29 protein-coding genes are annotated in these 26,203 nt (G+C 67.2%); 10 read left to right on the top strand and 19 right to left on the bottom strand.

What is annotated here, in order from left to right; genetic code table 11:
* Positions 1-44 precede the first annotated feature (44 nt).
* Together C665_RS06935 and C665_RS06930 are read right to left on the bottom strand one after the other, a co-directional pair.
* The gene (locus C665_RS06935) at positions 45-1,082 is read right to left on the bottom strand and encodes a TRAP transporter substrate-binding protein (RefSeq protein WP_004303785.1); all 1,038 of its coding nucleotides are present in this window, start codon (positions 1,080-1,082) and stop codon (positions 45-47) included.
* An 18-nt stretch (positions 1,083-1,100) separates the two neighbouring features.
* Positions 1,101-2,330, bottom strand: coding sequence for a M20 aminoacylase family protein (locus C665_RS06930; RefSeq protein WP_004303783.1), 1,230 nt, complete (start codon positions 2,328-2,330; stop codon positions 1,101-1,103).
* Between the two features lie 94 nt (positions 2,331-2,424).
* Here C665_RS06930 and C665_RS06925 point away from each other — a divergent pair, with 94 nt between their 5' ends.
* Entirely contained in the window at positions 2,425-3,330 is a 906-nt protein-coding gene (locus tag C665_RS06925; RefSeq protein ID WP_004303781.1) for a LysR family transcriptional regulator, read from the top strand.
* A gap of 9 nt (positions 3,331-3,339) precedes the next feature.
* Here C665_RS06925 and C665_RS06920 read toward each other — a convergent pair whose 3' ends face one another.
* A complete protein-coding gene (locus tag C665_RS06920; protein ID WP_004303779.1) occupies positions 3,340-4,269 on the bottom strand; it encodes a LysR family transcriptional regulator in 930 nt (309 codons plus the stop codon).
* Between the two features lie 325 nt (positions 4,270-4,594).
* On the opposite strand from C665_RS06920, the gene gcl reads away from it, so the two are divergent.
* From gcl to pyk, 6 genes are all read left to right on the top strand, one after another.
* Positions 4,595-6,370 carry a glyoxylate carboligase gene (gene gcl, locus C665_RS06915; protein ID WP_004303778.1) on the top strand — a complete coding sequence of 592 codons (1,776 nt, stop codon included), beginning with the start codon at positions 4,595-4,597 and terminating at the stop codon, positions 6,368-6,370.
* 77 nt (positions 6,371-6,447) lie between these two features.
* Positions 6,448-7,227, top strand: coding sequence for a hydroxypyruvate isomerase (gene hyi, locus C665_RS06910; protein WP_004303776.1), 780 nt, complete (start codon positions 6,448-6,450; stop codon positions 7,225-7,227).
* Between the two features lie 191 nt (positions 7,228-7,418).
* The gene (locus C665_RS06905) at positions 7,419-8,303 is read left to right on the top strand and encodes a 2-hydroxy-3-oxopropionate reductase (RefSeq protein WP_004303774.1); all 885 of its coding nucleotides are present in this window, start codon (positions 7,419-7,421) and stop codon (positions 8,301-8,303) included.
* Between the two features lie 10 nt (positions 8,304-8,313).
* On the top strand, positions 8,314-8,736 hold the full coding sequence (locus C665_RS06900; RefSeq protein ID WP_004303772.1) for a DUF3830 family protein: 423 nt from the start codon (positions 8,314-8,316) through the stop codon (positions 8,734-8,736).
* A 50-nt stretch (positions 8,737-8,786) separates the two neighbouring features.
* Positions 8,787-9,218 (top strand): GlcG/HbpS family heme-binding protein, encoded by a 432-nt coding sequence (locus C665_RS06895; protein ID WP_004303771.1) that lies wholly within the window; start codon positions 8,787-8,789, stop codon positions 9,216-9,218.
* A 17-nt stretch (positions 9,219-9,235) separates the two neighbouring features.
* Positions 9,236-10,654: a pyruvate kinase gene (gene pyk / locus C665_RS06890; RefSeq protein ID WP_004303769.1), complete on the top strand. Its 1,419-nt coding sequence runs from the start codon at positions 9,236-9,238 to the stop codon at positions 10,652-10,654.
* 127 nt (positions 10,655-10,781) lie between these two features.
* On the opposite strand, the gene C665_RS06885 is transcribed toward pyk, so the two are convergent.
* The 5 genes from C665_RS06885 to hemN form a co-directional block, all read right to left on the bottom strand.
* On the bottom strand, positions 10,782-11,765 hold the full coding sequence (locus C665_RS06885) for an arsenic resistance protein (RefSeq protein WP_004303767.1): 984 nt from the start codon (positions 11,763-11,765) through the stop codon (positions 10,782-10,784).
* Between the two features lie 463 nt (positions 11,766-12,228).
* A complete protein-coding gene (gene ppa / locus C665_RS06880) occupies positions 12,229-12,756 on the bottom strand; it encodes an inorganic diphosphatase (protein ID WP_004303764.1) in 528 nt (175 codons plus the stop codon).
* Between the two features lie 90 nt (positions 12,757-12,846).
* A complete protein-coding gene (locus C665_RS06875; protein WP_004303763.1) occupies positions 12,847-13,056 on the bottom strand; it encodes a heavy-metal-associated domain-containing protein in 210 nt (69 codons plus the stop codon).
* Between the two features lie 46 nt (positions 13,057-13,102).
* On the bottom strand, positions 13,103-13,813 hold the full coding sequence (locus C665_RS06870) for a sulfite exporter TauE/SafE family protein (protein ID WP_004303762.1): 711 nt from the start codon (positions 13,811-13,813) through the stop codon (positions 13,103-13,105).
* Between the two features lie 71 nt (positions 13,814-13,884).
* Positions 13,885-15,276, bottom strand: a complete 1,392-nt coding sequence (gene hemN / locus C665_RS06865) for an oxygen-independent coproporphyrinogen III oxidase (protein WP_040828717.1) — start codon at positions 15,274-15,276, stop codon at positions 13,885-13,887.
* 140 nt (positions 15,277-15,416) lie between these two features.
* Between hemN and fnr the strand changes: the two genes are divergently transcribed.
* Complete coding sequence (gene fnr, locus C665_RS06860) at positions 15,417-16,157, top strand: fumarate/nitrate reduction transcriptional regulator Fnr (protein WP_012584949.1); 741 nt, start codon at positions 15,417-15,419, stop codon at positions 16,155-16,157.
* Between the two features lie 36 nt (positions 16,158-16,193).
* Here fnr and C665_RS06855 read toward each other — a convergent pair whose 3' ends face one another.
* A complete protein-coding gene (locus C665_RS06855) occupies positions 16,194-16,574 on the bottom strand; it encodes a SirB2 family protein (protein ID WP_004303759.1) in 381 nt (126 codons plus the stop codon).
* An 82-nt stretch (positions 16,575-16,656) separates the two neighbouring features.
* Between C665_RS06855 and C665_RS06850 the strand changes: the two genes are divergently transcribed.
* Positions 16,657-17,340 (top strand): Crp/Fnr family transcriptional regulator, encoded by a 684-nt coding sequence (locus C665_RS06850; protein WP_004303758.1) that lies wholly within the window; start codon positions 16,657-16,659, stop codon positions 17,338-17,340.
* Positions 17,341-17,381: 41 nt separating this feature from the next.
* On the opposite strand, the gene C665_RS06845 is transcribed toward C665_RS06850, so the two are convergent.
* The gene (locus C665_RS06845) at positions 17,382-18,791 is read right to left on the bottom strand and encodes an MBL fold metallo-hydrolase RNA specificity domain-containing protein (protein ID WP_004303757.1); all 1,410 of its coding nucleotides are present in this window, start codon (positions 18,789-18,791) and stop codon (positions 17,382-17,384) included.
* A gap of 135 nt (positions 18,792-18,926) precedes the next feature.
* Here C665_RS06845 and C665_RS06840 point away from each other — a divergent pair, with 135 nt between their 5' ends.
* Positions 18,927-19,370 (top strand): universal stress protein, encoded by a 444-nt coding sequence (locus C665_RS06840; protein ID WP_004303756.1) that lies wholly within the window; start codon positions 18,927-18,929, stop codon positions 19,368-19,370.
* A gap of 82 nt (positions 19,371-19,452) precedes the next feature.
* Here C665_RS06840 and C665_RS20150 read toward each other — a convergent pair whose 3' ends face one another.
* The 9 genes from C665_RS20150 to C665_RS06800 all read right to left on the bottom strand — a co-directional run.
* Positions 19,453-19,602 (bottom strand): DUF3149 domain-containing protein, encoded by a 150-nt coding sequence (locus C665_RS20150; protein WP_004303755.1) that lies wholly within the window; start codon positions 19,600-19,602, stop codon positions 19,453-19,455.
* Positions 19,603-19,626: 24 nt separating this feature from the next.
* A complete protein-coding gene (locus C665_RS06835) occupies positions 19,627-20,136 on the bottom strand; it encodes a FixH family protein (protein WP_004303753.1) in 510 nt (169 codons plus the stop codon).
* Between the two features lies 1 nt (position 20,137).
* Positions 20,138-21,571 (bottom strand): cytochrome c oxidase accessory protein CcoG, encoded by a 1,434-nt coding sequence (gene ccoG, locus C665_RS06830; protein ID WP_004303752.1) that lies wholly within the window; start codon positions 21,569-21,571, stop codon positions 20,138-20,140.
* Positions 21,572-21,674: 103 nt separating this feature from the next.
* Entirely contained in the window at positions 21,675-22,565 is an 891-nt protein-coding gene (gene ccoP / locus C665_RS06825) for a cytochrome-c oxidase, cbb3-type subunit III (protein ID WP_004303750.1), read from the bottom strand.
* Entirely contained in the window at positions 22,558-22,746 is a 189-nt protein-coding gene (locus tag C665_RS06820; RefSeq protein ID WP_004303748.1) for a CcoQ/FixQ family Cbb3-type cytochrome c oxidase assembly chaperone, read from the bottom strand. Before C665_RS06820 ends, ccoP begins: the two co-directional genes overlap by 8 nt.
* Before the next feature lie 15 nt (positions 22,747-22,761).
* The gene (ccoO, locus tag C665_RS06815; RefSeq protein ID WP_004303747.1) at positions 22,762-23,397 is read right to left on the bottom strand and encodes a cytochrome-c oxidase, cbb3-type subunit II; all 636 of its coding nucleotides are present in this window, start codon (positions 23,395-23,397) and stop codon (positions 22,762-22,764) included.
* 15 nt (positions 23,398-23,412) lie between these two features.
* A complete protein-coding gene (gene ccoN / locus C665_RS06810; RefSeq protein WP_004303745.1) occupies positions 23,413-24,843 on the bottom strand; it encodes a cytochrome-c oxidase, cbb3-type subunit I in 1,431 nt (476 codons plus the stop codon).
* 415 nt (positions 24,844-25,258) lie between these two features.
* A complete protein-coding gene (ccoS, locus tag C665_RS06805; protein WP_004303744.1) occupies positions 25,259-25,513 on the bottom strand; it encodes a cbb3-type cytochrome oxidase assembly protein CcoS in 255 nt (84 codons plus the stop codon).
* 1 nt (position 25,514) lies between these two features.
* Positions 25,515-26,203: HAD-IC family P-type ATPase (locus C665_RS06800; protein ID WP_004303742.1), on the bottom strand; the 689-nt coding region annotated here is incomplete at its 5' end.

The following is a 26,203-nucleotide window of genomic DNA, read 5'->3' as shown; positions in this document are numbered from 1 at the left end:
GGAGTGGCCGGTCCGGGCCGGCCACCTCCGGGATCAAGCAGCGGTCACTTGCCGGCGTGGGCCTTGTAGCGCTGCTCGAAGAACTCGAGCATCTCCATCGGCTTGTCGACACCGAAGCTCGGGCCTTCGGCCGCCCAGTCGGCGAGCATGCGCTCGCGCACCGCGCCGATGCGCTCGAACAGCGCCTTCGAGGGCGCGTTGAAGACATGGCCCTCGGCGCGCAGCTTGGCCTCGCCGGCCTTGTTCTGCGCATCGAAGCGCTGGCCCCACAGGCGCGACAGCTTCTCGCCGGAGACGCTCATGATCGCCTTGCGGTCGGCCTCGGAGAGCTTGTTCCACTTGCCCTCGTTGATGACGACGAAGAAGCTCGCGTCGTAGAAGCCGCCCGGGACGATGGTGTGATGCTTGAGCTTGTCCTCGACGCGGAAGTTGATGACCGACTCGATGGTGTGAAGCGACGCATCGACCACCCCGCTCTCGAGCAGCTCGTAGGCCTTCGGGCCGGGGCCGGCGACCGCCACCGCGCCCAGATCCTCGAGCAGGCGCTTCTGGATCGGGCCGCCCATGCGCACCTTCTGGTTCTTGAGGTCGTCGGGCTCGACGATGTTCTTGCTGCCGTGGTGAATCTGGCCGCCGCCGAAGAGGCCGACGCCGAGCATGACCACGCCCTCGAAGGCCGGCTTGCCGGCGAGGTATTTCTCGTAGGTTTCCCACAGCGCCACCGAGGACGCCTCGGCTTTGGTGCCGATGAAGGGCATCTCCGAGAACCACACCGCCTTGAAGCGATCCGGCTCGTAGGTGAAGTTGCCCCAGGTGATGTCGGCCACGCCCTTGCGCGCCAGCTCCCAGTGCTGGGCAGGAGCGCCCACCGGCTTGGGCAGGATGCGGACGTCGACGCGGCCTTCGGTGACGCGCTTGACGTCCTCGATCCAGGGCTGGAAGACCTCGGGGGTGAGGAAGTGGGTGGGCGACACCCAGCTCGACATGGTCAGGGTGGTGGCGGCCTGGGCGGCGGGAAGACCGGCAGCGGTGGCGAGGACGAGTCCGGCGGACAGGGTGGCGAACAGCTTGCTGAGTTTCATGGTGTCTCCTTGCAGGATCTAGTTATGGAAGTACTGCTCGACCAGGCCGATCCACAGCCGGGCACCCACCGCGAGGCAGGCATCGTTGAAATCGTAGTGCGGGTTGTGGACCATGCATTCGCCCGACCACCGGCCCTCGGCGTGGCCGTTGTCGCCGTTGCCGACCAGCAGGTAGCAACCCGGCACCTGCTCGAGCAGGAAGGCGAAGTCCTCGCTGCCGGTGAGCGGCTGGGCATCGGCCACCACGTGCTCGGCGCCAAAGGTCTGGCGCGCGACCTCGACCGCAAAGGCGGTGGGCCGGGCGGCGTTGACCAGCACCGGGTAGCCGCGCTCGTAGCGGATCTCCGTCTTGCAGCCATAGGCACGCGCCTGGTTTTCGGCGAGCTCGCGGATGCGGCGCTCGACCAGGTCGCGGACCTCGGGATCGAGGGTGCGCACGCTCAACTCGAGCTCGGCGGATTCGGCGATGACGTTGTAGGCCGCGCCCGCCTGGAGGCGGCCGACGCTGATCACCGCGGCGAGGTTGGGATTGACGTTGCGCCCGACGATGGACTGCAGCCCGAGCACCGTCGCCGCCGCCGGCAGGGTCGGATCGACCGCCATGTGCGGCATGCCGCCGTGCCCGCCGCGGCCGATGAAGCGGATCAGCACCTTGTCGGACGAGGCCATGAAGGCGCCCGGGCGAACATGGACCTGGCCGACCGGGATGCCGGGAAAGTTGTGCATGCCGAAGATCGCATCGCAGGGGAAGCGTTCGAAGAGGCCGTCTTCGATCATGCGCCGCGCGCCGCCGCCGCCGCCGAGCTCCTCGGCCGGCTGGAAGATCAGCACCAGCGTGCCGTCACCCTGCAGTGCCCCGCCCTTCACCCGTGCGGCGAGCGCCCGCGCCGCGCCGAGCAGCATGGCGGTATGGCCGTCGTGGCCGCAGCCGTGCATCTTGCCCGGAACGATGCTGGCCCACGGCAGGCCGGTCATCTCCTGCACCGGGATGGCGTCCATGTCGGCACGCAGCCCGATCGTGCGCCCGCTTCCATCGCCCACCCGCAGCACCCCCACCACGCCGGTGACGGCGATGCCGGTGTGCACCTCGTAGCCCCAGGCGCGCAGCTGCTCGGCGACGAGCGCGCTGGTGGCGTGCTCCTCGAAGCCCAGCTCGGGGTTGCGATGGATGGCATGGCGCCACCGCTTCATCTGCTCCGCATCGATCTCGTGTGCGACTGCTTCCTGGGTGGTCATCCGGCTCACCATAGATTTAGCTCATGTCCAGATAATAGGAACTTGCACCGAACACCGTAAGGCGATATTTTTTCCTGGATGACAACTTTCAGAGGTCACATGAACCGTGAAGGACCACCAGCTCAAGGCACTCGTGCAGGTCGCCGAAAGCGGTTCGATCCGCGCCGCGGCCCGCGCCATGAACCTGAGCCAGAGCGCGCTGACCAAGGCGCTGCGCGAGCTCGAAGAGGACGTCGGTGCGGAGCTGCTGCAGCGCAGCTACAAGGGCATCGGCTTCACGCCGGAGGGCAGCGCGCTGCTCGTGCGCGCCCGCCTGGTGCTGGCGACGATCGACAAGGCGCGCGCGGAGATCCGCCAGATGCGGGGGGGTGCGGGCGCGCATGTAAAGGCGGCGATCACGCCGCTGCTGACGGCGACGGTGCTGCCGGCCGTGCTTTCCGCGTTCCGCAAGGCACAGCCGGACGCCGAGCTGACCTTCCACGAGGGCTTGCTGGTGCAGGCCTTGCCCGGGCTGATCGAGGGCAAGATCGACTTCGCGATCGCGCTCGCCTCTCCGCAGGACCTGCCCTACGAGATCGAGTTCGAACCCCTGGCCGACATCGACGCGGTGCCGATGGTGCGCGCCACGCACCCGCTGGCCGAAGCGCGCGACTGGAACGCGGTGGCCGACGCCGAATGGGTGCTCAACCTCTCCGCCGGCAGCCAGAGCATGAACCTGGTCGGGTGGCTGCGCGCCCGGGGTTTCCGGGCGCCGACCCGCATCCTGCACTGCTCCTCGCCCTACCTCATCCTCGACATGGTCCGCCGCAACGACCTCATCGGCTACGGCCCGAAGGTACTGGTGACCGATGCTCAGGTCGGCGTCGGCCTGCGCCCGCTCGCACTGCAGCCGCTGCCGCCCACCATGCCGCTCGGCCTGATGACCCTGCGTGGCGTGCCGCTCGGCAGCGCGGCGAAGATGCTCGCGAACCTGTGCCGCCGCGAGCTGCAGTCCTGCCTGCCGCGCCCCTGATTCCCTGCCTCACTCTTCCCCTCGTTCTTCCCCTCGTTCTTCCCAATACCCCGGCCGGTTGTAGCTCGCCCTGAGGTGCTCGATGAAGCGCCGCACCTTCGCCGGCAGATGACGCTGCTGCGGATACACCGCCTGGATGTCGTAGCTCGGCACCGCGAACTCGTCGAGTACGGTGACCAGTTCGCCGCGCTTCAACTCGGCCTGGATCTCCCAGGTCGAGCGCCAGCCCACGCCCAGACCTTGCTTGACCCAGCCGTAGAGCAGCTCGCCATCGTTGCAGGCCAGGTCGCCCTCGACACGAACGGCGAACAACCTGCCGTCACGCAGGAAGGACCAGCCGCGCTGCTGCCCGCCGGCGAGGTTGAAGGCGAGGCAGTTGTGGCGGGCGAGGTCCTCGGGCTGGCGCGGGATGCCGTGGCGCTCGAAGTAGTCGGGCGTGCCGCACACCACGCGACGGTTGGGGAACAGGCGCACGGCGACGTAGTTGGGGTCGGTCACCTCGCCGATGCGGATCGCCATGTCGTAGCCCTCGCGCACGAGGTCGACCACGCTGTCGGTGAAGTTGAAGGACATGCGCAGCTCGGGGTGCAGGGCCTTGAAGGCGGTCGCGTGCGGGGCCACGTGGCGGCGGCCGAAGGCGGCGGGCGCGGACACCACCAGATGGCCGCGCACCAGGTCGCGCCCGGCGCCGACCGCGCGCTCGAGTTCGTCAAACTCGCGCAGCAGCGCGCGGCTCTGGTCGAGCAGTTGCTCGCCAAGCTCGGTCAGCGCCAGGCCCCGCGTCGAGCGGTGCATCAGCTTGACCCCGAGGCGTTTCTCCAGCGCGTCGAGCCGCCGCCCCATGACCACCGGGGTCACGCCCTCCACCAGCGCCGCGGCCGCGAAGCTGCCCTTCTCGGCCACCAGCACGAAGCTGCGCAGTTCGGTGTAGCGATCCATTTTCTTCTCCAGGGTCGAAGGGCGCCGGCTCGACCGCCGGATTGCGACTTGCGTCGCTCCCACAGCGCTGCGCCCGGGGGCCTTGCGCGCGGGCGGTAGGAGCGACGCAAGTCGCGATTCTCGGCGGCGACCCGTATCGGCCATATTTCCAGTACCGATACTGCACATAAGCGGGCGTGGATATCGGCCCGAGGAAGCCATCAAACCTGCAACTCGATACTTTAAGTATCTACAGAACCGACTGCCAGCCCAATTCAAGCCGCCCTTCCCGCTCCGTATGCTGCGTCCATCGGTTTCAAGGACATCCACCCCAAGGAGACAGAAGATGGCCCGCATGAGAGCAGTCGACGCCGCCGCCGCGGTGATGCGCAAGGAAGGCGTGAGCACCGTGTTCGGCGTGCCCGGCGCCGCGATCAACCCGCTGTACTCGGCGATGAAGAAGGACGGCGGCTTCAGGCACATCCTCGGTCGCCACGTCGAGGGCGCCTCGCACATGGCCGAAGGCTACACCCGCGCCAACCCGGGCAACATCGGCGTGTGCATCGGTACCTCGGGCCCGGCCGGCACGGACATGATCACCGGCCTGTATTCGGCCTCGGCCGACTCCGTCCCCATCCTGTGCATCACCGGGCAGGCGCCGCGCGCGCGCCTCCACAAGGAGGACTTCCAGGCCGTCGACATCGAGTCCATCGCCAAGCCGGTGACCAAGTGGGCGGTGACCGTGCGCGAGCCGGCGCTGGTGCCGCGCGTGTTCCAGCAGGCCTTCCACCTCATGCGCTCCGGCCGTCCCGGCCCGGTGCTGATCGACCTGCCCTTCGACGTGCAGATGGCCGAGATCGAGTTCGACATCGACACCTACGAATCGCTCGGCGCCTACAAGCCCGCCGCCACCCGCGCCCAGGCCGAGAAGGCGATGGCCATGCTGAATGCCGCCGAGCGCCCGCTGATCGTCGCCGGCGGCGGCGTGATCAACGCCGACGCCGCAGACAGATTGCAGGAATTCGCCGAGCTCGTCGGCGTGCCGGTGATCCCGACCCTGATGGGCTGGGGCGCGATCCCCGACGACCACCCGCTGATGGCCGGCATGGCGGGTCTGCAGACCTCGCACCGCTACGGCAACGCCACCATGCTGGCATCGGACTTCGTGTTCGGCATCGGCAACCGCTGGGCCAACCGCCACACCGGCTCGGTGGAGGTGTACACCAGGGGACGCAAGTTCGTGCATGTGGACATCGAGCCCACCCAGATCGGCCGCGTGTTCGGCCCGGACTACGGCATCGTCTCCGATGCGGGCGCGGCGCTCGACCGCCTGCTCGAGGTGGCGCACGGGATGAAGGCCGCAGGCACCCTGCCCGATCGCGGTGCCTGGGTCGCCGAGTGCCAGCAGCGCAAGCGCACGCTGCAGCGCAAGACGCACTTCGACCAAGTGCCGATGAAGCCCCAGCGGGTGTATGAGGAGATGAACCTCGCCTTCGGCAAGGACGCCTGCTACGTCAGCACGATCGGCCTGTCGCAGATCGCCGCCGCGCAGTTCCTGCATGTGTACAAGCCGCGCCACTGGATCAACTGCGGCCAGGCCGGCCCGCTCGGCTGGACCATCCCCGCGGCGCTGGGGGTGTGCGCGGCCGACCCGGGTCGCAAGGTGGTGGCGATCTCCGGCGACTACGACTTCCAGTTCATGATCGAGGAGCTGGCGGTGGGCGCGCAGTTCAAGCTGCCCTACCTCCACGTGCTGGTGAACAATGCCTACCTCGGCCTGATCCGCCAGTCGCAGCGCGGCTTCGACATGGATTTCTGCGTGCAGCTCGCGTTCGAGAACATCAACGCCCCGGAGACCGAAGGCTACGGCGTCGATCACGTCGGCGTGGTCGAGGGCCTGGGCTGCAAGGCGATCCGCGTGCGCACGCCGGAAGAGATCCAGCCCGCCTTCGCACAGGCGAAGCAGTGGATGGAAGAATTCCGCGTGCCGGTGGTGGTCGAGATCATCCTCGAACGCGTGACCAACATCGCCATGGGGACCGAGATCGACGCCATCAACGAGTTCGAGGAACTCGCCGAACGTGGCGAGGACGCCCCGACCGCGATCTCGATGCTCGACTGAACGCACCGCCCCGAGGACGGGGCCGTCACGGCACAGGCAGGCCGCCCCGTCCGCAACCGACAACCGGAGACGAAGCAATGCCCAAGTTCAACGCCAACCTGACCATGCTCTTCAACGAAGTGCCCTTCCTCGACCGCTTCCAGGCGGCGGCCGAAGCCGGCTTCAAGGGCGTGGAGTTCCTCTTCCCCTACGCCTTCGACAAGGACGCGCTCGCCGAACGCCTGGCCAGGCACGGCCTCGTGCAGGTGCTGCACAACCTGCCGGCGGGCGACTGGGAGGGTGGGGAGCGCGGCATCGCCTGCCATCCTGACCGTGTCGGCGAGTTCCAGGACGGCGTCGGACGCGCGATCGAATACGCCACCGCGCTCGGCTGCAAGCAGCTCAACTGCCTCGCCGGCATCGCGCCGGCCGGCGTGGAGGCCGACAAGGTGCACGCGACCTTGGTCGCCAACCTGCGCTTCGCCGCCGCCAGGCTGGAGGAAGCCGGCATCCGCCTGCTGGTCGAGCCGATCAACACCTTCGACATCCCGGGCTTCTACCTCAACCGCACGGCACAGGCGATCGCGCTGATCGAGGAGATCGGCTCGCCCAACCTGTGGCTGCAGCACGACCTTTACCACATGCAGCGCATGGAGGGTGAGCTCGCCAACACCATCGCGAAGCACCTGCCGAAGATCGCCCACATGCAGATCGCCGACACCCCGGGCCGCCACGAGCCGGGCAGCGGCGAGATCAACTACGCCTGGCTGTTCCGCTTCATCGACCAGCTCGGCTACGAGGGCTGGATCGGCTGCGAATACAAGCCCGCCGCCGGCACCCGCGAAGGACTGGGCTGGATCCGGGCGCTCGCCGGCTGAGCGACCTTCGCGCCTTGCGGCGCTCCTACACGGACCGACACGGTCTTGCGAAAGCGCCGTAGGAGCGGCGCAAGCCGCGAACGGGCCGTCGGTCTGCGACGAGCGGCTCGCAGACCGACCCGCTGCATTCGCGCCTTGCGGCGCTCCTACACGAAACGACACCGCTTCAAGCACATCCAGGAGACAACAACATGGCAAACATCGGATTCATCGGCCTCGGCATCATGGGCACCCCCATGGCAGGCAACCTGATCAAGGGCGGCCACACCGTCTTCACCCACACCCGCGGCGACACCCCGGCCGTGCTCGTCGAGGCCGGCGCCCGCCCCTGCGCGAGCGGCGCCGAGGTCGCGCGCCAGGCCGACATCGTCATCACCATGGTGCCCGACACCCCGCACGTCGAGGACGTGCTCTTCAGCCCCGGAGGCGTCGCCGCCGGCCTGTCGAAGGGCAGGATCGTGGTCGACATGAGCTCGATCTCTCCGGTCGCTACCAAGGACTTCGCCGCCCGCATCAACGCGCTCGGCTGCGAATACCTCGACGCCCCGGTCTCGGGCGGCGAGGTCGGCGCCAAGGCGGCGACGCTCACCATCATGGTCGGCGGCAGCCAGGCCGCCTTCGACAAGGTGAAGCCGATCTTCGATCTGATGGGCAAGAACATCACCCTGGTCGGCGGCAACGGCGACGGCCAGATCACCAAGGTCGCCAACCAGATCATCGTCGCGCTCAACATCGAGGCGGTGGGCGAGGCCCTGCTGCTCGCCGCCAAGGCCGGCGCCGATCCGGCCAAGGTGCGCCAGGCGCTGATGGGCGGCTTCGCCAACTCGCGCATCCTCGAGGTGCACGGCGAGCGCATGGTCAAGCGCACCTTCGACCCCGGCTTCCGCATCGAGCTGCACCAGAAGGACCTCAACCTCGCGCTGACCACCGCGCGCCAGCTCGGCGTGTCGCTGCCCAACACCGCCACCGCGCAGGAGCTCTTCAACGCCTGCAGCGCGCACGGCGGCGCGAAGTGGGACCACTCGGCGATGGTGCGCGCGCTGGAGAAGATGGCCAACTTCGAGATCGGCCAGTAAGGAGGACGCCATGCGCCATCTCGCCATCGACGTCGGCCCCTTCCGCTTCGTCGCCCGCATGGAGGAGGCTGCCGCACCCAAGACCTGCGCCGCCTTCCTCGAGCTGCTGCCCTTCTCCAACCAGGTGATCCACTCGCGCTGGAGCGGCGAGGCGGTGTGGGTGCCGCTCGGCGAGTTCGACACCGGCCTGGGGTTCGAGAACCACACCAGCCACCCCTCGCGCGGCGACATCCTGCTCTACCCGGGCGGCCTCTCGGAGACCGAGATCCTCTTCGCCTACGGCAGCAGCTGCTTCGCCAGCAAGATGGGCCAGCTCGCCGGCAACCACTTCCTGTCCGTGGTCGAGGGCGCCGAACAGCTCCACGAGATGGGCCGCACGGTGCTGTGGAAGGGCGCGCAGTGGATCCGCTTCACCGACCTCGGCGAGCGCTGAGCGCGCCCTTCGCCCACCCCACAAGAACGATGGAAAGACGGAGACCGCAGATGATCCCCACCCACGCACTCACCCTGGCCGACGCCCGCGTCGCCGCCGCGGCCGCCGAGGCCGAGGCGCGCACCAACGGCTGGGCGGTCAGCATCGCGATCTGCGATGCGGGCGGCCACGCCCTGTGGCTGCAGCGCATGGACGGCGCACCCCTGATGAGCGCCATCGTCGCCCCCGAGAAGGCGCGCACCTGCGTGCTCAGCGGCAAGCCGAGCAAGGCCTTCGAGGACATGGTCAACAACGGCCGCTTCGCCGCGCTGGCGATGCCGGTGGTGCCGCTCGAAGGCGGCGAGCCGGTGGTGGTCGATGGCCGCGTGCTCGGTGCGGTGGGCGTCTCCGGCGTGAAGGCCGGCGAGGACGCCCGCGTCGCCCGCGCCGGGGTCGACGCCCTGCTCGCACACGCCCTCCCCCACCCCCGATCCGCCGCCTGAACCGCCGAGGACCCGACATGAAACGCGAACGCAGCGCCCGCATCCTCGCCACCCTCGGGCCGGCGAGCTCCACCCGCGAACGCATCCGCGCCCTGGCCGAGGCCGGGGCGGACGTGTTCCGGCTCAACTTCAGCCACGGCAGCCACGAGGACCACGCCGAACGCTACCGCCTGATCCGCGCGGTCGAGGCCGAGATCGGCCGCCCGATCGGCGTGCTGATGGACCTGCAGGGGCCCAAGCTGCGCGTCGGCCGCTTCGCCGAGGGCAAGGTCGCCCTGGTGCCCGGCGCACGCTTCCGCCTCGACCTCGACCCCACGGCCGGCGACGCCAAGCGCGCCAACCTGCCCCACCCCGAGATCTTCGCCGCGCTGGAGGCCGGCACCGAGCTGCTGCTCGACGACGGCAAGCTGCGCCTGCGGGTGGACGCCTGCGGCGCCGACTTCGCCGACACCACCGTGCTGGTGGGCGGGACGCTGTCCGACCGCAAGGGCGTGAACGTGCCCGGCGTGGTGCTGCCGATCTCGCCGCTCACCGCCAAGGACCGCGCCGACCTCGACTTCGGCCTGGCGCTGGGCGTGGACTGGGTGGCGCTGTCCTTCGTGCAGCGCCCCGAGGATCTGCGCGAGGCGCGCGAACTCATCGGCGACCGCGCCTGGATCATGGCCAAGCTCGAGAAGCCGGCGGCGATCGACGCGCTCGACGCGATCATCGCGCTCGCCGACGGCGTCATGGTCGCGCGCGGCGACCTCGGCGTGGAGCTGCCACCGCAGCAGGTGCCGGTGCTGCAGCGCCGCATCGTGCGGGCCGCACGCGCAGCCGGCCGTCCGGTGGTGGTGGCGACGCAGATGCTGGAGTCGATGATCTCCTCGCCTGTGCCCACCCGCGCCGAGGCCTCGGACGTGGCCACCGCGATCTACGACGGCGCCGACGCGGTGATGCTGTCGGCCGAGTCGGCCTCGGGCCAGTACCCGGTGGAGGCGGTGGCCATCATGCACGGCATCGTCTGCGAGGTGGAGCGCGACCCCGCCTGGCGCGCCGGACTGGAAGCCAGCCACACGGCGGCCGCGGCGAACACCCCGGACGCGATCTGCTGCGCGCTGCGCCGCGTCGCCGGCCTGCTCGAACCGGCGGCCACGGTGGCCTACACCAGCTCGGGCTTCAGCGCCCTGCGCGCGAGCCGCGAGCGTCCGGTGGCGCCCATCCTGGCGCTGACGCCGCAGCCAGCCACCGCACGCCGGCTGGCGCTGGTGTGGGGCGTGCATGCGGTGCCCTTCGAGGAGGTGCATGACGTCGCCGAGATGGTCGAGCACGCCGCACGCGCGGCGTCGACCCTGGGCTTCGGCTGCGCCGGCGACGCGGTGGTGGTGATCGCCGGCCTGCCCTTCGGCCAACGCGGCAGCACCAACCTGCTGCACGTGGCGAGAATTCCGGGCTGAGTCGCGGGCTGAGGCGGTCGTTTGGCGCAAACCGTGTTCGCGCGTCGGAGATGCCGGCGACCCACCCGTCGCCGCGTGGAGCATGGAAACGCGGTCGGAGACGCGATCGCTCCGTCCGCGCCGCCGCTCAGCCCCCCGCCTTCGCGGATGCGGCGGGGCCGAAGAAGCGATCGGTGAGCTTCACATACCAGGCCGCGGACTGCACCTGCAGGATGTAGGCGAGCGCGATCACCAGCGCCGCACCCGAGCTCGAGGCGCCGAACACGTTCATCGCCAGCGCGAGCGCGATCGACAGGTTGCGCATGACCGTGCCGAACACCAGCGCGATCGCGTCGCCGCGGGGCAGCAGGCTACGCGCCACCACGGTACTCACCACGTAGTTGATCGCATACAGGCACAGCAGCGGTATCAGCACCACGATCAGTTCGCCCGGCTGGGCCACGAGGTCCTTCGCCTTGAGGGCGAGCGCGACGAAGACGATGCCGAGCACGCCCAGCGTGGAAAAGGGCGGGAAGCGCGGCCCCCACTCTTTCTGGTATGCGGCCTGGCCGTGGCGCGCGAGCAGCCATTTCTGCGTGTAGTGCCCCGCCAGCATGGGCAGGAAGACGATGACGAGGATCTGCATGAACACCGCGCCCATATCGACCGGCACCTCGGCGCCCATCAGCCAGCGCACGTAAAGCGGCGTGGCGAGCGCGCCGAGGATGAGCCCGAGCACCGTCATCTTGACCGCGGCACCGAGGTTGCCCTTGGCAAAGCCGGTCCACGAGATCGTCATGCCGCTGGTGGGCAGCAGCGCGGCGAGCAGCAGGCCGAGCGCGTAGGCCGGCTGCTCGGGGAAGAAGGCCTTGCCGAGCGCGTAAGCGACGAAGGGGATGAGGGCGAAATTGATCGCCTGCGCGAGCGCCTGCGCCTTGAGGTCGCCGCCTTCGAGGACCTTGGAGAGCTTCAGGTTGACCATCATCGGATAGACCATCAGGAAGGTCAGCGGCACGATCAGCGACTTCAGCCAGCCGACCGGCGCGAGCAGCCCGAAGCCGAAGCCGAGCACCATCGCCATCGGGATGGCGAGGATCAGGTTCTTGTTGATCTTCATCAGCAGCGCAAGCATGGATCCCCCGTTTTCGTCATTCGCACGCGCCCTGCCAGGACGCGACCCTCCGATGACGATAGCAAGCACGATGCCAGGTCACGGCGCGTGTGGGCGTCTCCGCTCGGCCTCCTGGGGGCACGTCTGACGGCGCGCCTCTATCCCGCGCCCGGGGCACGCCGGTTTCCGTAGGAGCGGCGCAAGCCGCGAACAGGGCCACGCAGGGACCGACGCGGGCGCCCCCCGGATCACCGCCGCATTCGCGGCTTGCGCCACTCCTGCACGAGACCTCGCAGGTGGCAGCCGCTGTAGGAGAAGCGCAGGCCGCGAACCCGGCCCCTGCCCCGCGACTCGGCTGCCACATCAGCCCCCATGGCCGACAAGGCACTGCCAATCCCGTCAGTGTCACGTCAGCCGCGCCGTAAACGGCCGGGGCCCACGCATGCGTGGGCCCCGGGTCATCCGGAAACGTGCGTTCCCGGGATTACTTCTTGGCAGCCGCCAAGCCGTTCACGATCTCGGCCTTGGCATCCTCGACCGTGCCCCAGCCCAGGACCTTGACCCATTTGCCGGGCTCGAGGTCCTTGTAATGCTCGAAGAAATGCACCGTCTGCTTCATCAGCAGCTCGGGCAGGTCGTCGGTGGTCTGCACCTTGTCGTACAGCGGGGTCAGTTTCGACACCGGCACGGCAACGACCTTGGCGTCGACACCGCCGTCGTCTTCCATCTTCAGCACGCCGACCGGACGGCAGCGGATGACCACGCCCGGCTGCAGCGGGAACGGGGTCACGACCAGCACGTCGACCGGATCGCCATCGCCGGCGATGGTGTGCGGGACGTAGCCGTAGTTCAGCGGGTAGCGCATCGAGGTGCCCATGAAGCGGTCGACGAAGACGGCGCCGCTGTCCTTGTCCACCTCGAACTTGATCGGATCGCCCTGGGCGGAGATCTCGATGATGACGTTGATGTCGTTCGGCACGTCCTTGCCGGCGCTGACCTGTTCGAAGCCCATACATCCCTCCCGTGGAAAAATTGTGCGCGGATTATAGGGGGAAACCACAATGTCTTGCACTGCGACGATGCCCCCGGCGAAGGCTGCCGATCAGGCCGGGGAATCGAAGCCCGCGCCCTCGACCGCGGCGCGCAACGCGTCGATCGACACCTTGGCCGGATCGTGGCGCACGGTGGCGGATGCGCCTTCCAGCGACACCCGCACGTCCTCCACGCCGGGCAGCGCCTTCAGCACGCCGGTGACGTTCTTCACGCAGCCGCCGCAGCTCATGCCTTCGACCTTGATCGTCGTTTCGTTCATTTATCCAGGACTCCCGATGGGTTGAAAGGGGCGTGCCGTCGCACCGTCAGGTCACGCACACCACGCCGCGCCACAGGTCGCCACCGAGCGAGGGGGCGTGGTACAGCCCGAACAGGCCGAAGCCGAGCACGAGGAGCCCGGAGGCCAGGCGCACCCTGGGGTGGCGGGTGATGTCGCGGAAGCGTTTGAAGAGCATGCCTGCCAGCAGCAGGTTGGGCAGCGTGCCCAGCCCGAAGGCCAGCATCAGGCCGGCACCGCGCGCACCCGATCCGGTGACGAGCGCAGTGGCGAGGATGGAATAGGTGAGCCCGCAGGGGATGAAGCCCCACAGCATGCCGAGCGGCAGCGCCTGCCCGACCGAGCGCGCCGGCAGGAAGCGCCGGGTGGCGGGCTGGATGCGCCGCCACAGCAGGTGACCGACGCGCTCGATGGGCGCGAGCAGTCGGGTGAAGCCGGTGAGGTAGAGCCCGAGCGCCACCAGCATCAGGTTGGCGAGCACGTACAGCGTCATCTGCACCGGCAGCATGCCCTCGTAGAGCAGGCCGACCGAGCCGAGCAGGCCGACACCGGCACCGAGCAAGGTGTAGGTGCCGATGCGCCCGAGGTTGTAGGCCAGGTGCAGCGGCCACTGCGGCCGGCTGCCGGGCACCTGCACCTGCATGCTGAGCGCGCCGACGATGCCGCCGCACATCGACACGCAGTGGGTGCCGCCGAGCAGGCCGATCAGGAAGACGGCGAGATAACCGGTTTCGGGCATGAAGAAGAAAAGGGCCCCGCGGGAAATGCGAGGCCCTCATTCTACGCTGCGGTGCGCAATCCGTGCGGCGTTCAGATCACCCGCGAGTAGCGCTGGCGCTCGCGGTCGGCGCGCAGGTAGCGGTCGAACACCATCGCGATGCCGCGCACCAGCAGGCGGCCGCCGGGCTGCACGCTGATCCAGTCGCCGTCGATCTTGACCAGCCCGGCCTTCTCCATTTCCTGCAGATCGGCGAGTTCCTCGGCGAAGTACTCGCGGAAGTTGACCAGGTAGGCGATCTCGATCGACTGCATCGAGAGCTCGAAGTGGCACATCAGCGCCTGGATGATCGCGCGCCGCAGCAGGTCGTCGGCGGTGAGCTCGATGCCGCGCAGCACCGGCAGCTCGTCGCGGTCGAGCGCGTCGTAGTACTCGTCGAGCGTCTTCACGTTCTGCGCGTACACCGGACCGATCTTGCCGATCGCCGACACCCCGAAGGCGAGCAGGTCGCATTCGGCGTGGGTGGAATAGCCCTGGAAGTTGCGGTGCAGGCGGCCCTGGCGCTGGGCGATGGTGAGCTCGTCGTCGGGCTTGGCGAAGTGGTCCATGCCGATATACACGTAGCCCGCCTCGGTGAGCCGGCGGATGCCGAGCTGCAGTAGCGCGAGCTTGGTGTCGGCCGTGGGCATGTCGCCGCTGTTGATGCGGCGCTGCGGCTTGAACAGGCCCGGCAGGTGAGCGTAGCTGTACAGCGAGATGCGGTCGGGCGAGATCTCCAGCACCTGGTCGAGCGTGCGGTCGAAGCTGGTCGGGTTCTGCCGGGGCAGGCCGTAGATCAGGTCCATGCTCACCGATTTGAAGCCGTTGGCGCGCGCGGCGTCGATGACCAGCTTGGTCTCGTCGAAGCTCTGGATACGATTGACCGCCTGCTGCACGTCCTCGGCGAAATCCTGCACGCCCACGCTCATGCGGTTGAAGCCGAGCTCGGCGAGCAGCTTCACGGTGTCGAAATCGACCTTGCGCGGGTCGACCTCGATCGAGTATTCGCCGTTGGGCACCAGCGTGAAGTGCTCGCGCACCGCCGCCATGAGCTCGCGCATCTCGTCGTGCGACAAAAAGGTCGGCGTGCCCCCGCCGAGGTGGAGCTGGGTGACCTGGCGGCTCCCCTCCAGGCAAGCGGCCTGCATCTCGATTTCTTTCGCGAGATATTTCAGGTACTTGGCCGAGCGCCCATGATCCTTGGTAATGATCTTGTTGCAGGCGCAGTAGTAGCAGATCGTGTTGCAGAAGGGGATGTGGAAGTATAATGAGAGCGGTTTGCTTACGCCGCCCACCGCCCGCTTGGCCAGCCAGGCCCGCAGCGCCTCTGCATTGAAGGCTTCGACGAAGCGGTCCGCCGTGGGATAGGACGTGTAGCGCGGCCCGTTGATGTCGAATTTGCGGATCAGTTGCGGGTCGAAGATGAGGTCGGTCTGGCTTTTCATGATCTTGCTGGCGGGCTGTCTGCCGAACAATGGCAGAAGCCTCCGTAATGTTGGTTGACTTGGGTCAACGGGTGTGATTAGCAATCCCGCCACTCCAGCGCAGGCGTCTCTAATGTCAGGAAAGCAGGATTATCGTGCAGATGAGGGCTAGCGTGCCAATTACCGTGGATGGGCTCAAATCGGCCTGTTCGCAGTGCAACCTCGTCGAGTTGTGCCTCCCCTTCGGAATGTCCGATCGTGAGCTGAGCCGGCTCGACGAACTGGTGGGCGCGCGCCGCAAGGTCAAGCGCCAGCACAATCTCTACCGCGCCGGTGACTCTTTCGAGGCGATCTACGCGATCCGCGCGGGCTCGTTCAAGACCGACGTGCTGCTCGAGGACGGTCGCGAACAGGTGACCGGCTTCCAGATGACCGGCGAGATCCTCGGTCTCGACGGCATCAGCACCGAGGCCCACAGCTGCAACGCGGTGGCGCTCGAGGACAGCGAGGTGTGCGTGATCGCCTACGACAAGCTCGAGCAGATGTCGCATGAGATCGAGGGCTTGCAACTTCAGTTCCACAAGGTCATGAGCCGCGAGATCGTGCGCGATCACGGCGTGATGATGCTGCTCGGCTCGATGCGCGCCGAAGAGCGCCTGGCCGCCTTCCTGCTGAACATGTCGCAGCGCTTCACGGCGCGCGGTTTCTCGCCGAGCGAGTTCAACCTGCGCATGACGCGCGAGGAGATCGGCTCCTACCTCGGACTCAAGCTCGAGACGGTGTCGCGCGCCTTCTCGCGCTTCCAGGAGGACGGGCTGATCGCGGTGCAGCAGAAGCACGTACACCTGCTCGACCTCGCCGGCCTCAAGCGCCTGATCCAGCACCAGCACGGCGCGCGCTGAGCACGCCGTGGCCGGGACGACCCGGGGCTCGACGGCTCAGGCGAGGTAGCCGGCGACGTTCTTGCTCAGCGCCACCGACACGATCCACGCATAGACCAGGATCGCGCCGGCGAAGGCGGCGAGCCGCACGCCACGGGTACGTCCGCGCTTGAGCGCCAACGTGCCGAGCAGGATGTAGGCGAGCAGGCCGATCACCTTCGCCGTGACCCAGCCGGCGCTGAAGGGGTATTGCCCGATCATTACCGCCAGCGTGATCGCAGACAGCAGCAGCGTGCTGTCGACGAGGTGCGGCAGGAGCCGCGTCAGGCGGTGCTGCAGCAGGGCGTTGCCGGTGAGCATCCAGGTGCCGCGCAGCAGGAAGCCGGCGGCGCTCAGCACGACGCAGGTCACATGCAGGTTCTTGATCAGGTAGTACATCCACGATCCTAACGAAAGCCGGTCAGGGCGCCGCTCGACAACCGGCCGAATTGAAATTGCGTCCCCAGACGGAGAGTTCCAGATGCCCAACACGACCCCGCTCGACATCCCCTCCCTGCTGCGCCGCATCCCGCTGTTCAGCGAACTGTCGGAGGCGGACATCCAGCTGGTCGCGCGCTACACCCGCGAGCGCCAGGTCGCCCGCGGCGAAGTGCTGTTCCAGCGCGGCGACTTGCCGCACGGCTTTTACTTCGTGGTCTCCGGCCAGGTCAAGCTCGCCTTCTCGTCCTCGCAAGGCACCGAGAAGGTGGTCGAGATCATCGGCCCGATGCAGAGCTTCGGCGAGGCCGTGATGTTCATGAACCACCCCTACCCGGTCTTCGCCGAGGCCCTGAGCGAGACCGTGCTGGTGCACGTCGGCCAGGCGGTGGTGAGCGAACTCATCGACCAGGACTCCACCTTCGCGCGCAAGCTGCTCGCCGGCATGGCGATCCGCCTGCACGGGCTGATCCAGGACGTGGAGACCTACTCCTTGCGCTCGAGCACCCAGCGCGTGATCGGCTACCTGCTGCAGGTGGCCGACAACGACGCACCCTGCGAGATCGCGCTGCCGACGAGCAAGCAGGTGATCGCCTCGCGCCTCAACCTGACGCCCGAGACCCTGTCGCGCATCTTCCACGACCTCAGCGACGCCGGTCTGATCACCGTGCAGGGCAAGCGTGTGAGTCTGCACGATCCGGTACGGCTGTCGCGCTACAACGCCTGAGCGGCCCTCGCCGCCCTCCCGGTCCGCTTGCGCGCGGACGCTCACTCGAGCACGACCGGCACGCCGGGCCGCGCCGCCTCGACCCTGCTCCAGCCCAGTTCGCGCTCGACCGCCTCGACGAAGGCGGCGGAGGCGGCCGGCTCGCCGTGCGCCACGAAGGTGCGCCGCGGCGCTTCGCCGAAGCCGCGCAGCCAGTCGAGGAGTGCGGGCTGGTCGGCGTGGGCGGAGAGCCCGCCGATGGTATGGATGCGCGCACGTACCGGGATACGTTCGCCGAACAGGGTGACCTGGTGCGCACCGTCGACCAGCCGGCGGCCGAGCGTGCCGGCAGCCTGGAAGCCTGCGATGACCACTGCGCACTCGCGCCGGCCGAGGTTGTGGCGCAGGTGGTGCTTGATCCGACCGGCATCGCACATGCCGCTTGCCGAGATCACGACCAGCCCGCCCGGCACCGCATTGAGCGCCTTCGATTCCTCGACGTCCTGCACGAACCGCACACGGAAGCGTCCCGAGTTGGCCTCGGCCCAGGCGTAGAGCGCACGCGTCTCATCGTCCCAGAGGGCGGTGTGGCGCACGGTGAGCGCGGTGACCGCAGAGGCCATCGGCGAGTCGACCACGACGTCGAGCCGGGCGATGCGTCCGGCGCGCACCAGGTCGGCGAGCACGAACAGCACTTCCTGGGTACGCCCGACCGCGAACGCCGGGATGATCACGTTGCCGCCATCGACCTCGAGCGTGCGCCGCAAGGCGAGCGCGAGCTCGTCGCAGGTGGCGGCGAAGGAGCGGTGGGCGCGGTTGCCGTAGGTCGACTCGACGCACAGGTAGTCGGCCCGGGCGATCCGCACCGGGTCCCGCAGCACCGGGCGCATCGGCTGGCCAATGTCGCCCGAGGCGACCAGCCGGCGGGTGTGGCCGCGCTCGCCGACGTCGATCTCGAGGATCGCCGAACCGAGGATGTGCCCGGCGTCACGGAAGCGGCAGCGCACGCCCGGGCCGGGCTCGATCCAGTCGTCGTAGTCGGTGGGGACGAAACGGCCCAGACTGGTACGCGCCTGCTCCACGGTGTAGAGCGGGGCCACCTCCGCCCGGCGTGCCATCTTGCGCGAGCGCGTGTCGCGCAGCGCCCACTCGGCCTCCTTCTCCTGGATATGGGCGGAATCCATCAACATCACGCCGAGCAGATCGACAGTGGCCGTGGTGGCGAAGATGCGCCCTCGATATCCCAGTGCCACGAGGCGCGGCAGCAGGCCGGAGTGATCGAGATGGGCGTGGGTGAGGAGCACGAAATCGATGTCGCGCAGCTCGAAATCGAGGGCGTCGCGGTTCTTGCGGTCGGCTTCGCGCCCGCCCTGGAAAAGGCCGCAATCCACCAGAAATGCACCGCGCTCGTGATCGACCCGCAGGCAGGAGCCGGTGACCTCGCCCGCAGCGCCAAGGAAGGTGAGCATCATCGCTGGCCTCGCCGATCTTTCAGGGGTTCCCACTGTGCCCTTCGTGATCGCTCGACGGCTTGATCATGATCAATCATGGCGGACCCCATCCGCTCGCTATAATCGAAGCACGACACACCACAGGGAGCGTACGTCATGTTCAAGCACATCCTGGTACCGACCGACGGCTCGGCACTCTCGGACAGCACGGTCGCCCGTGCCGTCTCCTTCGCGAAGGAGACCGGCGCGCGCATCACCTTCTTCTATTCGCAGCCGGACTTCCCGATGCCGATCTACGGCGAGGGCGCGCTGATCGATCCGACCACGCCCGAGCAGTTCGCGAAATCGGCTGCATCCGAAGCCGAGGCGATCCTTTCAAAGGCGCGCGGTGCGGCGGAAGCGGCGGGCGTGGCCTGCGACAGCGACACCGCGGTCAATGAGGTGCCCTACGAGGCGATCATCGACGCCGCCGACCGCCATGGCTGCGACCTCATCTTCATGGCCTCGCACGGCCGTCGCGGCATCGCAGGCCTGCTGCTCGGCTCCGAGACGCAAAAGGTGCTGACCCACAGCAAGACGCCGGTTCTGGTCTACCGCTGACACCGGCATCGGCCCCGCGCGCGGCCCCCCCAAAGCATGCGGCCCGCTCGTGCGGGCCGTTTTCATCCGCGGTGCGGATCGCTCATGAGCGGGCGCTACGGGCCTTCTGCTCGTCCTCCGCCATATGGCGGCGGGCGAAGCGGTAAAGGTAGACGGCCATCACCAGAATGAAGACGATGGTGAAGAGGCTCAGCAGACCGATATCGCTCTTGAACAACAATTCCCAGGCCATGGTGCTTCTCCCTTTGCAAGAAACTCAGACATTCGGATCCATCCGGATCTCCATCTCTGCAGGGAGGTAAGCGGACCCGTCCATTCTCCAGCTTCGGGCCTCGTCTTGTATCACGAACAACCAGCGACCGGTGCTCAGCGGTGCGAGCGTGGCCTCATACACACCGGAGCGCCCGCGGACGAGCAGCTCCTGGTCGAGGCCACTCCGCGTGGGGTGGGCGACGGTCAGGCGGATGCTGTCGGGCAGGCTGCCCGGCGCGGTAGCCGTCAGCTCCACGTGGATCGAGTCGCTGCGGATGCGCAAGGCGGCGCGCAAGCCGAGCTCGCGGGCGTGCTCGACGCGGCCGAGGGTCTGCACGATCGCCTGGCCTTCCTTGTAGTAGTCGTCGACCACCATGCCGTCGAAGGTCTTCGCGGCGATCACCAGGGTGGCGATGCCGGCGACCACCGCGGTCGCGGGCAGGGCGATGAGGAACCAGGGCCAGCCCTGGCGGTACCAGGGCTCGACCGGGGCTTCGGGCTTCTTGCTTCGCATGTCAGCGCGGTACCAGGAAAGTGGACTCTTCCTTGAGCGTCAAGGCGGGATCATCCTCCGCAGCGACGTCGAAGAAAATCGTGTTGGCCCCCGGCTTGCCTTCGTCGTAGGGGACGTGCACCTGTACGGTGACCGACTGCACGCCGGCCGGCGCGACCTCGACCCGCTGCGGACCCTTGATGCGGATTCCGTTCAGGCCGGAGACGCCGATGCTGAACGCACGCGGCGACTCGGTCATGTTCATGACCTGGAGCTGGTACACGTTCTCGATCAGGCCACCCTCGATCTCCTGTCCGAGCGAGGAGCGGTCGCGCAGCACGTCGACGCGCAGCGGTTCGCGCGCAGCCAGGCCCCACACGAAGGCAGCGCAGATCGCGGCCAGGATGGTGCCGTAGATCAGCGTGCGCGGCCGGAACACGTGCGCGAGGATCTCCTTGGAGCCCCAATTGCGCTTCATCGCGTTCTCGGTCGAGTAGCGGATCAGGCCGCGCGGGTAGTTCATCTTGTCCATGACCTGGTCGCAGGCGTCGATGCAGGCGGCACAGCCGATGCATTCGTACTGCAGGCCATCGCGGATGTCGATCCCGGTCGGGCAAACCTGCACGCAGATGCCGCAGTCGATGCAGTCGCCCTTGGACACGGAGCGCGGATCGATGCCCTTCTTGCGCGTTCCGCGCGGCTCGCCACGTGCCTCGTCGTAGGTGATCACCAGGGTGTCGGGGTCGAACATCACCGCCTGGAAGCGCGCGTACGGGCACATGTACTTGCACACCTGCTCGCGCAGCACGCCGGCGAAGAGGTAGGTGAAGCCGGCGTAGAACAGGATCCAGAACGTTTCCCAGGGCCCGAAGGTGAGGCCGTTGAAGGAGGCCAGCAATTCGTCGAGCGGGGAGAAATAGGCCACGAAGGTGAAGCCGGTCCACAGCGCGACGATGCCCCAGACGAGGAACTTGACGGCGCGGCGCAACGCCTTGCCGGAGCTCATCGGCGCGCGGTCGAGCTTCTGGCGGCGGGTATGGTCGCCCTCGATCTTCTCCTCGATCCACATGAAGATCTCGGTATACACCGTCTGCGGGCAGGCATATCCGCACCACAGGCGGCCCGCGATCGCGGTGAAGAAGAACAGGGCGTAGGCCGAGATGATCAACAGGATCGCGAGAAAGAACACGTCCTGCGGCCAGAAGACCCAGCCGAAGATGTAGAACTTGCGTTCGGTCAGATGGAAAAGCACGGCCTGGCGGTCGTTCCAGCTCAGCCAGGGCAGACCGTAGAACAAGATCTGGGTGATCCACACCAACGCCCACCGCCAGTTGGCGAACAGGCCGGTGACGGAGCGCACGTAGAGCTTCTTGCGTGCCGCGTAGAGCGTGTCCTGGGAGGACTCGGGGTTGGAGGGTCTTGCCGCCTTCTGCGGCTCGGGGGATGCGCTTTTCATGGCCTTGTTACCGATGAATTCTTGTTCTTGTTGTTATCGAGAACCCCGGGAGGGCCCCTTCCTCCCGGGGATGCGATGCTGCTGCAGCTACTGCGGGTGACGCTTACTTCTTGCTCAGGCTCAGCACGTAGGCGGCGAGCAGGTGCACCTTGTCCTCGCCGAGGAAGGCACCGAAGGCGGGCATCTTGTTGTTGCGGCCGTTGGTGACGGTCTCGATGATCACCGCCTCGGACGAGCCGTACAGCCAGCGGTTGTCGGTCAGGTTGGGCGCGCCGAGCATCGGGTTGCCCTTGGCATCCGCACCGTGGCAAGCCACGCAGTTGGACTCGAAGGCTTCCTTGCCGCGCTGCGCGCGCACGGAGTCGTGGGCGAGGCCGTTCATCGAACGCACGTAGTTGGCGACATCCTTGACACCGTCGGCGCCGAGCGCGGGACCGAACGGAGGCATCACGCCGTTACGCCCGTTCGTGATGGTCTCCTTGATGTTTTCCGGCGCACCGCCCCACAGCCACTCGCTGTCGGTCAGGTTGGGGAAGCTCTTCGCACCCTGCGCCGCCGCGCCGTGGCACTGCTGGCAGTAGGTCAGGAACAGGCGCTTGCCCATCGCGTTGGCTTCGGGATCGGCGGCGACCGCCATCACGTCCATCTCGCGATACTTGGCGAACACGGGACCGAAACGCTCCTGGGCGGCCTGCATCTCCGCATCGTACTGCGCCCACTGACCGCGGCTCTGGTTGCTGCGGCCAAAGCCGGGATAGATCGCCAGGTAAACCACCGCGAACACGATGGTGATCCAGAACAGGTACATCCACCACCGCGGCAGGGGGTTGTTGTACTCCGCAAGCGTTTCATCCCACACATGGCCATGCAATTGCACCGGCCCTTTCTCGCGCTTGGTCATGTTCGACGCCAGCACGAACACACAGAACAGGATGGAGAGGGCCACGAGGACCATCACATACATGTTCCAGAAACCGCTGATGAAGTCAGCCATTTGTTTTTCCCTCTTGGTCTTGCCGGCCGCGCGGGGCCGGTAGGTCGTCGTCGCTCAGGGGCAGACGCGCCGCCTCGTCGAAACCGGCCTTCGCCTGCTTGCTGTACGCCCAGGCACAGATACCCAGGAAGCAGAGCAGCCCAAGCACGGTGATCAGGCTACGGAAATCGTTGATATCCACGGCGCGAGTGCTTCCTTACCTGAAGTGCGAAATCGCGGTGCCCAACCCCTGGAGGTAGGCCACGACGGCGTCGAGTTCGGTCTTGCCCTCGAGCGCGGCCGGCGCGGCGGCGATCTCCTCGTCGCTGTACTTGTGCAGACCGACCTTGTTGAGCGCGCGCATGCGGTCCTGGATGTCCGCCGCCCTGACCGGGCGATCGAGCCAGGGGAAGGCTGGCATGTTCGACTCGGGCACGACGTCGCGAGGATTGAGCAGGTGCACACGCTGCCATTCGTCGGAGTAGCGGCCACCGACGCGGGCGAGGTCCGGACCGGTGCGTTTGGAGCCCCACTGGAACGGGTGGTCGTAGATGTACTCGCCGGCGACCGAATAGTGGCCGTAGCGCTCGGTCTCGGCGCGGAACGGACGGATCATCTGCGAGTGGCAGTTGTAGCAGCCTTCGCGGACGTAGATGTCGCGCCCCACGAGACGGACCGGATCGTACGGCTTGACGTCGAGCGCATTGCCCTTGTGGTCGATCGCGGTGGTGGTCGAGTGCTGGAAGAACAGCGGCACGATCTCCACCAGACCACCCACGCTGACGGTCATCAGCGTGAGCACGATCATGAGGAATACGTTGCGTTCGATCTTTTCGTGTTTCGATTGAGCCATGTTGTTGTTCTCCGATCAGGCGTGGGCAGCCGCGGGCGCGAGCACCGGGGCGTCATAGGCCTTCTGGCCGGCGATCGTCTTCACCATGTTGTAGAACATGATCAGCATGCCGCCGAGGAACATCGCGCCGCCGATGAAGCGGATCGTCCAGAACGGGTAGCTGGCCTTGACCGACTCGACGAAGGAGTAGGTCAGCGTGCCGTCCGGGTTGGTCGCGCGCCACATCAGGCCCTGCATCACACCAGAGATCCACATCGAGGCGATGTACAGCACGATGCCGATGGTGGCGATCCAGAAGTGGGCGTTGATCAGCTTGACGCTGTACATCTCGCTCTTGCCGTAGAGGCGCGGCAGCAGGAAGTACACCGAGCCGATGGAGATCATCGCCACCCAGCCGAGCGCGCCGGAGTGCACGTGGCCGACGGTCCAGTCGGTGTAGTGAGACAGCGCGTTGACCGTCTTGATCGACATCATCGGGCCTTCGAAGGTCGACATGCCGTAGAAGGACAGCGAGGTGATGAGGAACTTCAGGATCGGGTCGGTGCGCAGCTTGTGCCAGGCGCCCGACAGGGTCAGCACGCCGTTGATCATGCCGCCCCAGGACGGCGCCAGCAGGATCAGCGAGAACACCATGCCCACGGACTGGGTCCAGTCGGGCAGCGCGGTGTAGTGCAGGTGGTGCGGACCCGCCCACATGTAGGTGAAGATCAGCGCCCAGAAGTGCACCACCGACAGGCGATAGGAATACACCGGACGGTCGGCCTGCTTGGGCACGAAGTAGTACATCATGCCGAGGAAGCCCGCAGTCAGGAAGAAGCCCACCGCGTTGTGCCCGTACCACCACTGGATCATCGCGTCCTGCACGCCGGCATAGGCCGAATAGGACTTCATGCTGGTCAGCGAGACGGGGATCGCGGCGCTGTTCACGATGTGGAGCAGCGCGACGGTGAGGATGAAGCCGCCGAAGAACCAGTTCGCCACATAGATGTGCGAGACCTTGCGCCTGGCAATGGTGCCGAAGAACACGATGGCATAGGACACCCACACGATCGCGATCAGGATGTCGATCGGCCATTCGAGCTCGGCGTATTCCTTGGAGGTGGTGTAACCCAGCGGCAGGGTGATCGCGGCAAGCAGGATGACCAGCTGCCAGCCCCAGAAGGTGAACGCGGCCAGGCCCGGCGCGAACAGCCTGGTGTGACAAGTGCGCTGGACGACGTAGTACGACGTCGCGAACAACGCGCAGCCACCGAACGCGAAGATCACCGCGTTGGTGTGCAGCGGACGGAGCCTGCCGAAATGCAGGAATTCGTGCACGTTCAACTGGGGCCACACGAGCTGTGCCGCGGCGATCACGCCGACGAGCATGCCCACGATGCCCCACACCACCGTCATGATGGCGAACTGGCGCACGACTTTATAGTTATAAGTCGCTTGCGATTGCATCTGGATCACCTCTTTGTTTTTGAAAACCCCTGCTTGCGTCGCGCCGCAGCAGACTTCCGCGGCGAACCACTCGGGCGAGAATACGCCACGACCACATACGCAATTTGACACAAGTCAATATTGTATTGCAGCAGACGGGGCCAAGGAAGGGGAAATTGGAGTTAGTCCAAAAACAAACCCAAAACCCAGCAACGAGCGCGGCGCGCAATCGTGCGAGCGGGCTGGAAGCCAATGCCTGCAAGGCATCCAGCGGTTTCGGCATGCCTTTCGAGAGGCAAAAAAAAGGGTGCGTCTGCACGCACCCCCAACCCCAACAGAGAGACATAAACCCCGGACCGCTCGCCATCGTCATGAAAGGCGATCGGTCGCAACGCCGATATTTTCCACCGTTACATGAGACAGCAGTTGACGCAGGTCAACGAAACCTCGATTGCTCACCCGCGGAGCCGGTACGGCGATCGGAAACCCCATTCGCAGCCACCTCGCCGGACGGGTCTGCATCCCGCTCCTGCCCGTCCCCCGGGAGTTGTTCGCGGTCGTCCATCAGCAGCCGGTAGGCCGGACCCTCGAGGTCGTCGTACTGGCCGCTGCGCAGCGACCACCAGAACAACACCCCGATGACGAAGACCAGCACGACCGACAGCGGAATCAGCAAGTAGAGGCTTTCCATCTCAGTTCTCCGCGCCTGCGCGCTCGGTGCGCGTGGCGCGCTGCAGGCGCATCGCGTTGAGCACGACGAGCAAGGAACTCGCCGCCATGCCGATGCCGGCCATCCACGGGGTCACCAGCCCCGCCATGGCGAGCGGCACCGAGGTGAAATTGTAGGCGAACGACCACCACAGGTTCTGCCGGATGATGCGCAGGGTCCTGCGCGCAAGCACGATCCCGTCGGCAAGGCTGACGAAGCGCTCGTTGAGCAGCACGATGTCGGCCTGGTTGCGCGCGAGGTCGGTACCGCCGCCCATCGCCACCGAAACGTGGGCCTGGGCGAGTACCGGGGCGTCGTTCACGCCGTCGCCGATCATCGCCACGACCGCCCTGTCGTCGCGCTGCATGTCGACGATCGCCTGTTGCTTGCCCTGCGGATCCAGGCCACCGCGCGCGTCGTGGATTCCCAGCCGGGCGGCGACCGCATCCACCACCGGCTGCGCGTCGCCGGAAAGCAGGCCGAGCGCCGCACCCTCGGCCGCCAGGCGACGGGTGATCATCGGCGCATCCGCGCGCAGGCTGTCGCCAAGGCGGAACAGCCCCAGCCAGCCGCCCCGCCCGGCGAGTGCGATCACCGTGCCGCCGGGCGCGGCGAAGCCCGCGAGCGCAGCAGGCGCGGCGAGGCCGGCGACACCCGCGACCCAGCCCGGGC

Source organism: Thauera aminoaromatica S2, assembly GCF_000310185.1.
Classification (GTDB): Bacteria; Pseudomonadota; Gammaproteobacteria; order Burkholderiales; family Rhodocyclaceae; genus Thauera; species Thauera aminoaromatica.
Note: the sequence above shows the minus strand (reverse complement) of the source record. Positions and strands in the feature narration are given on the sequence as shown.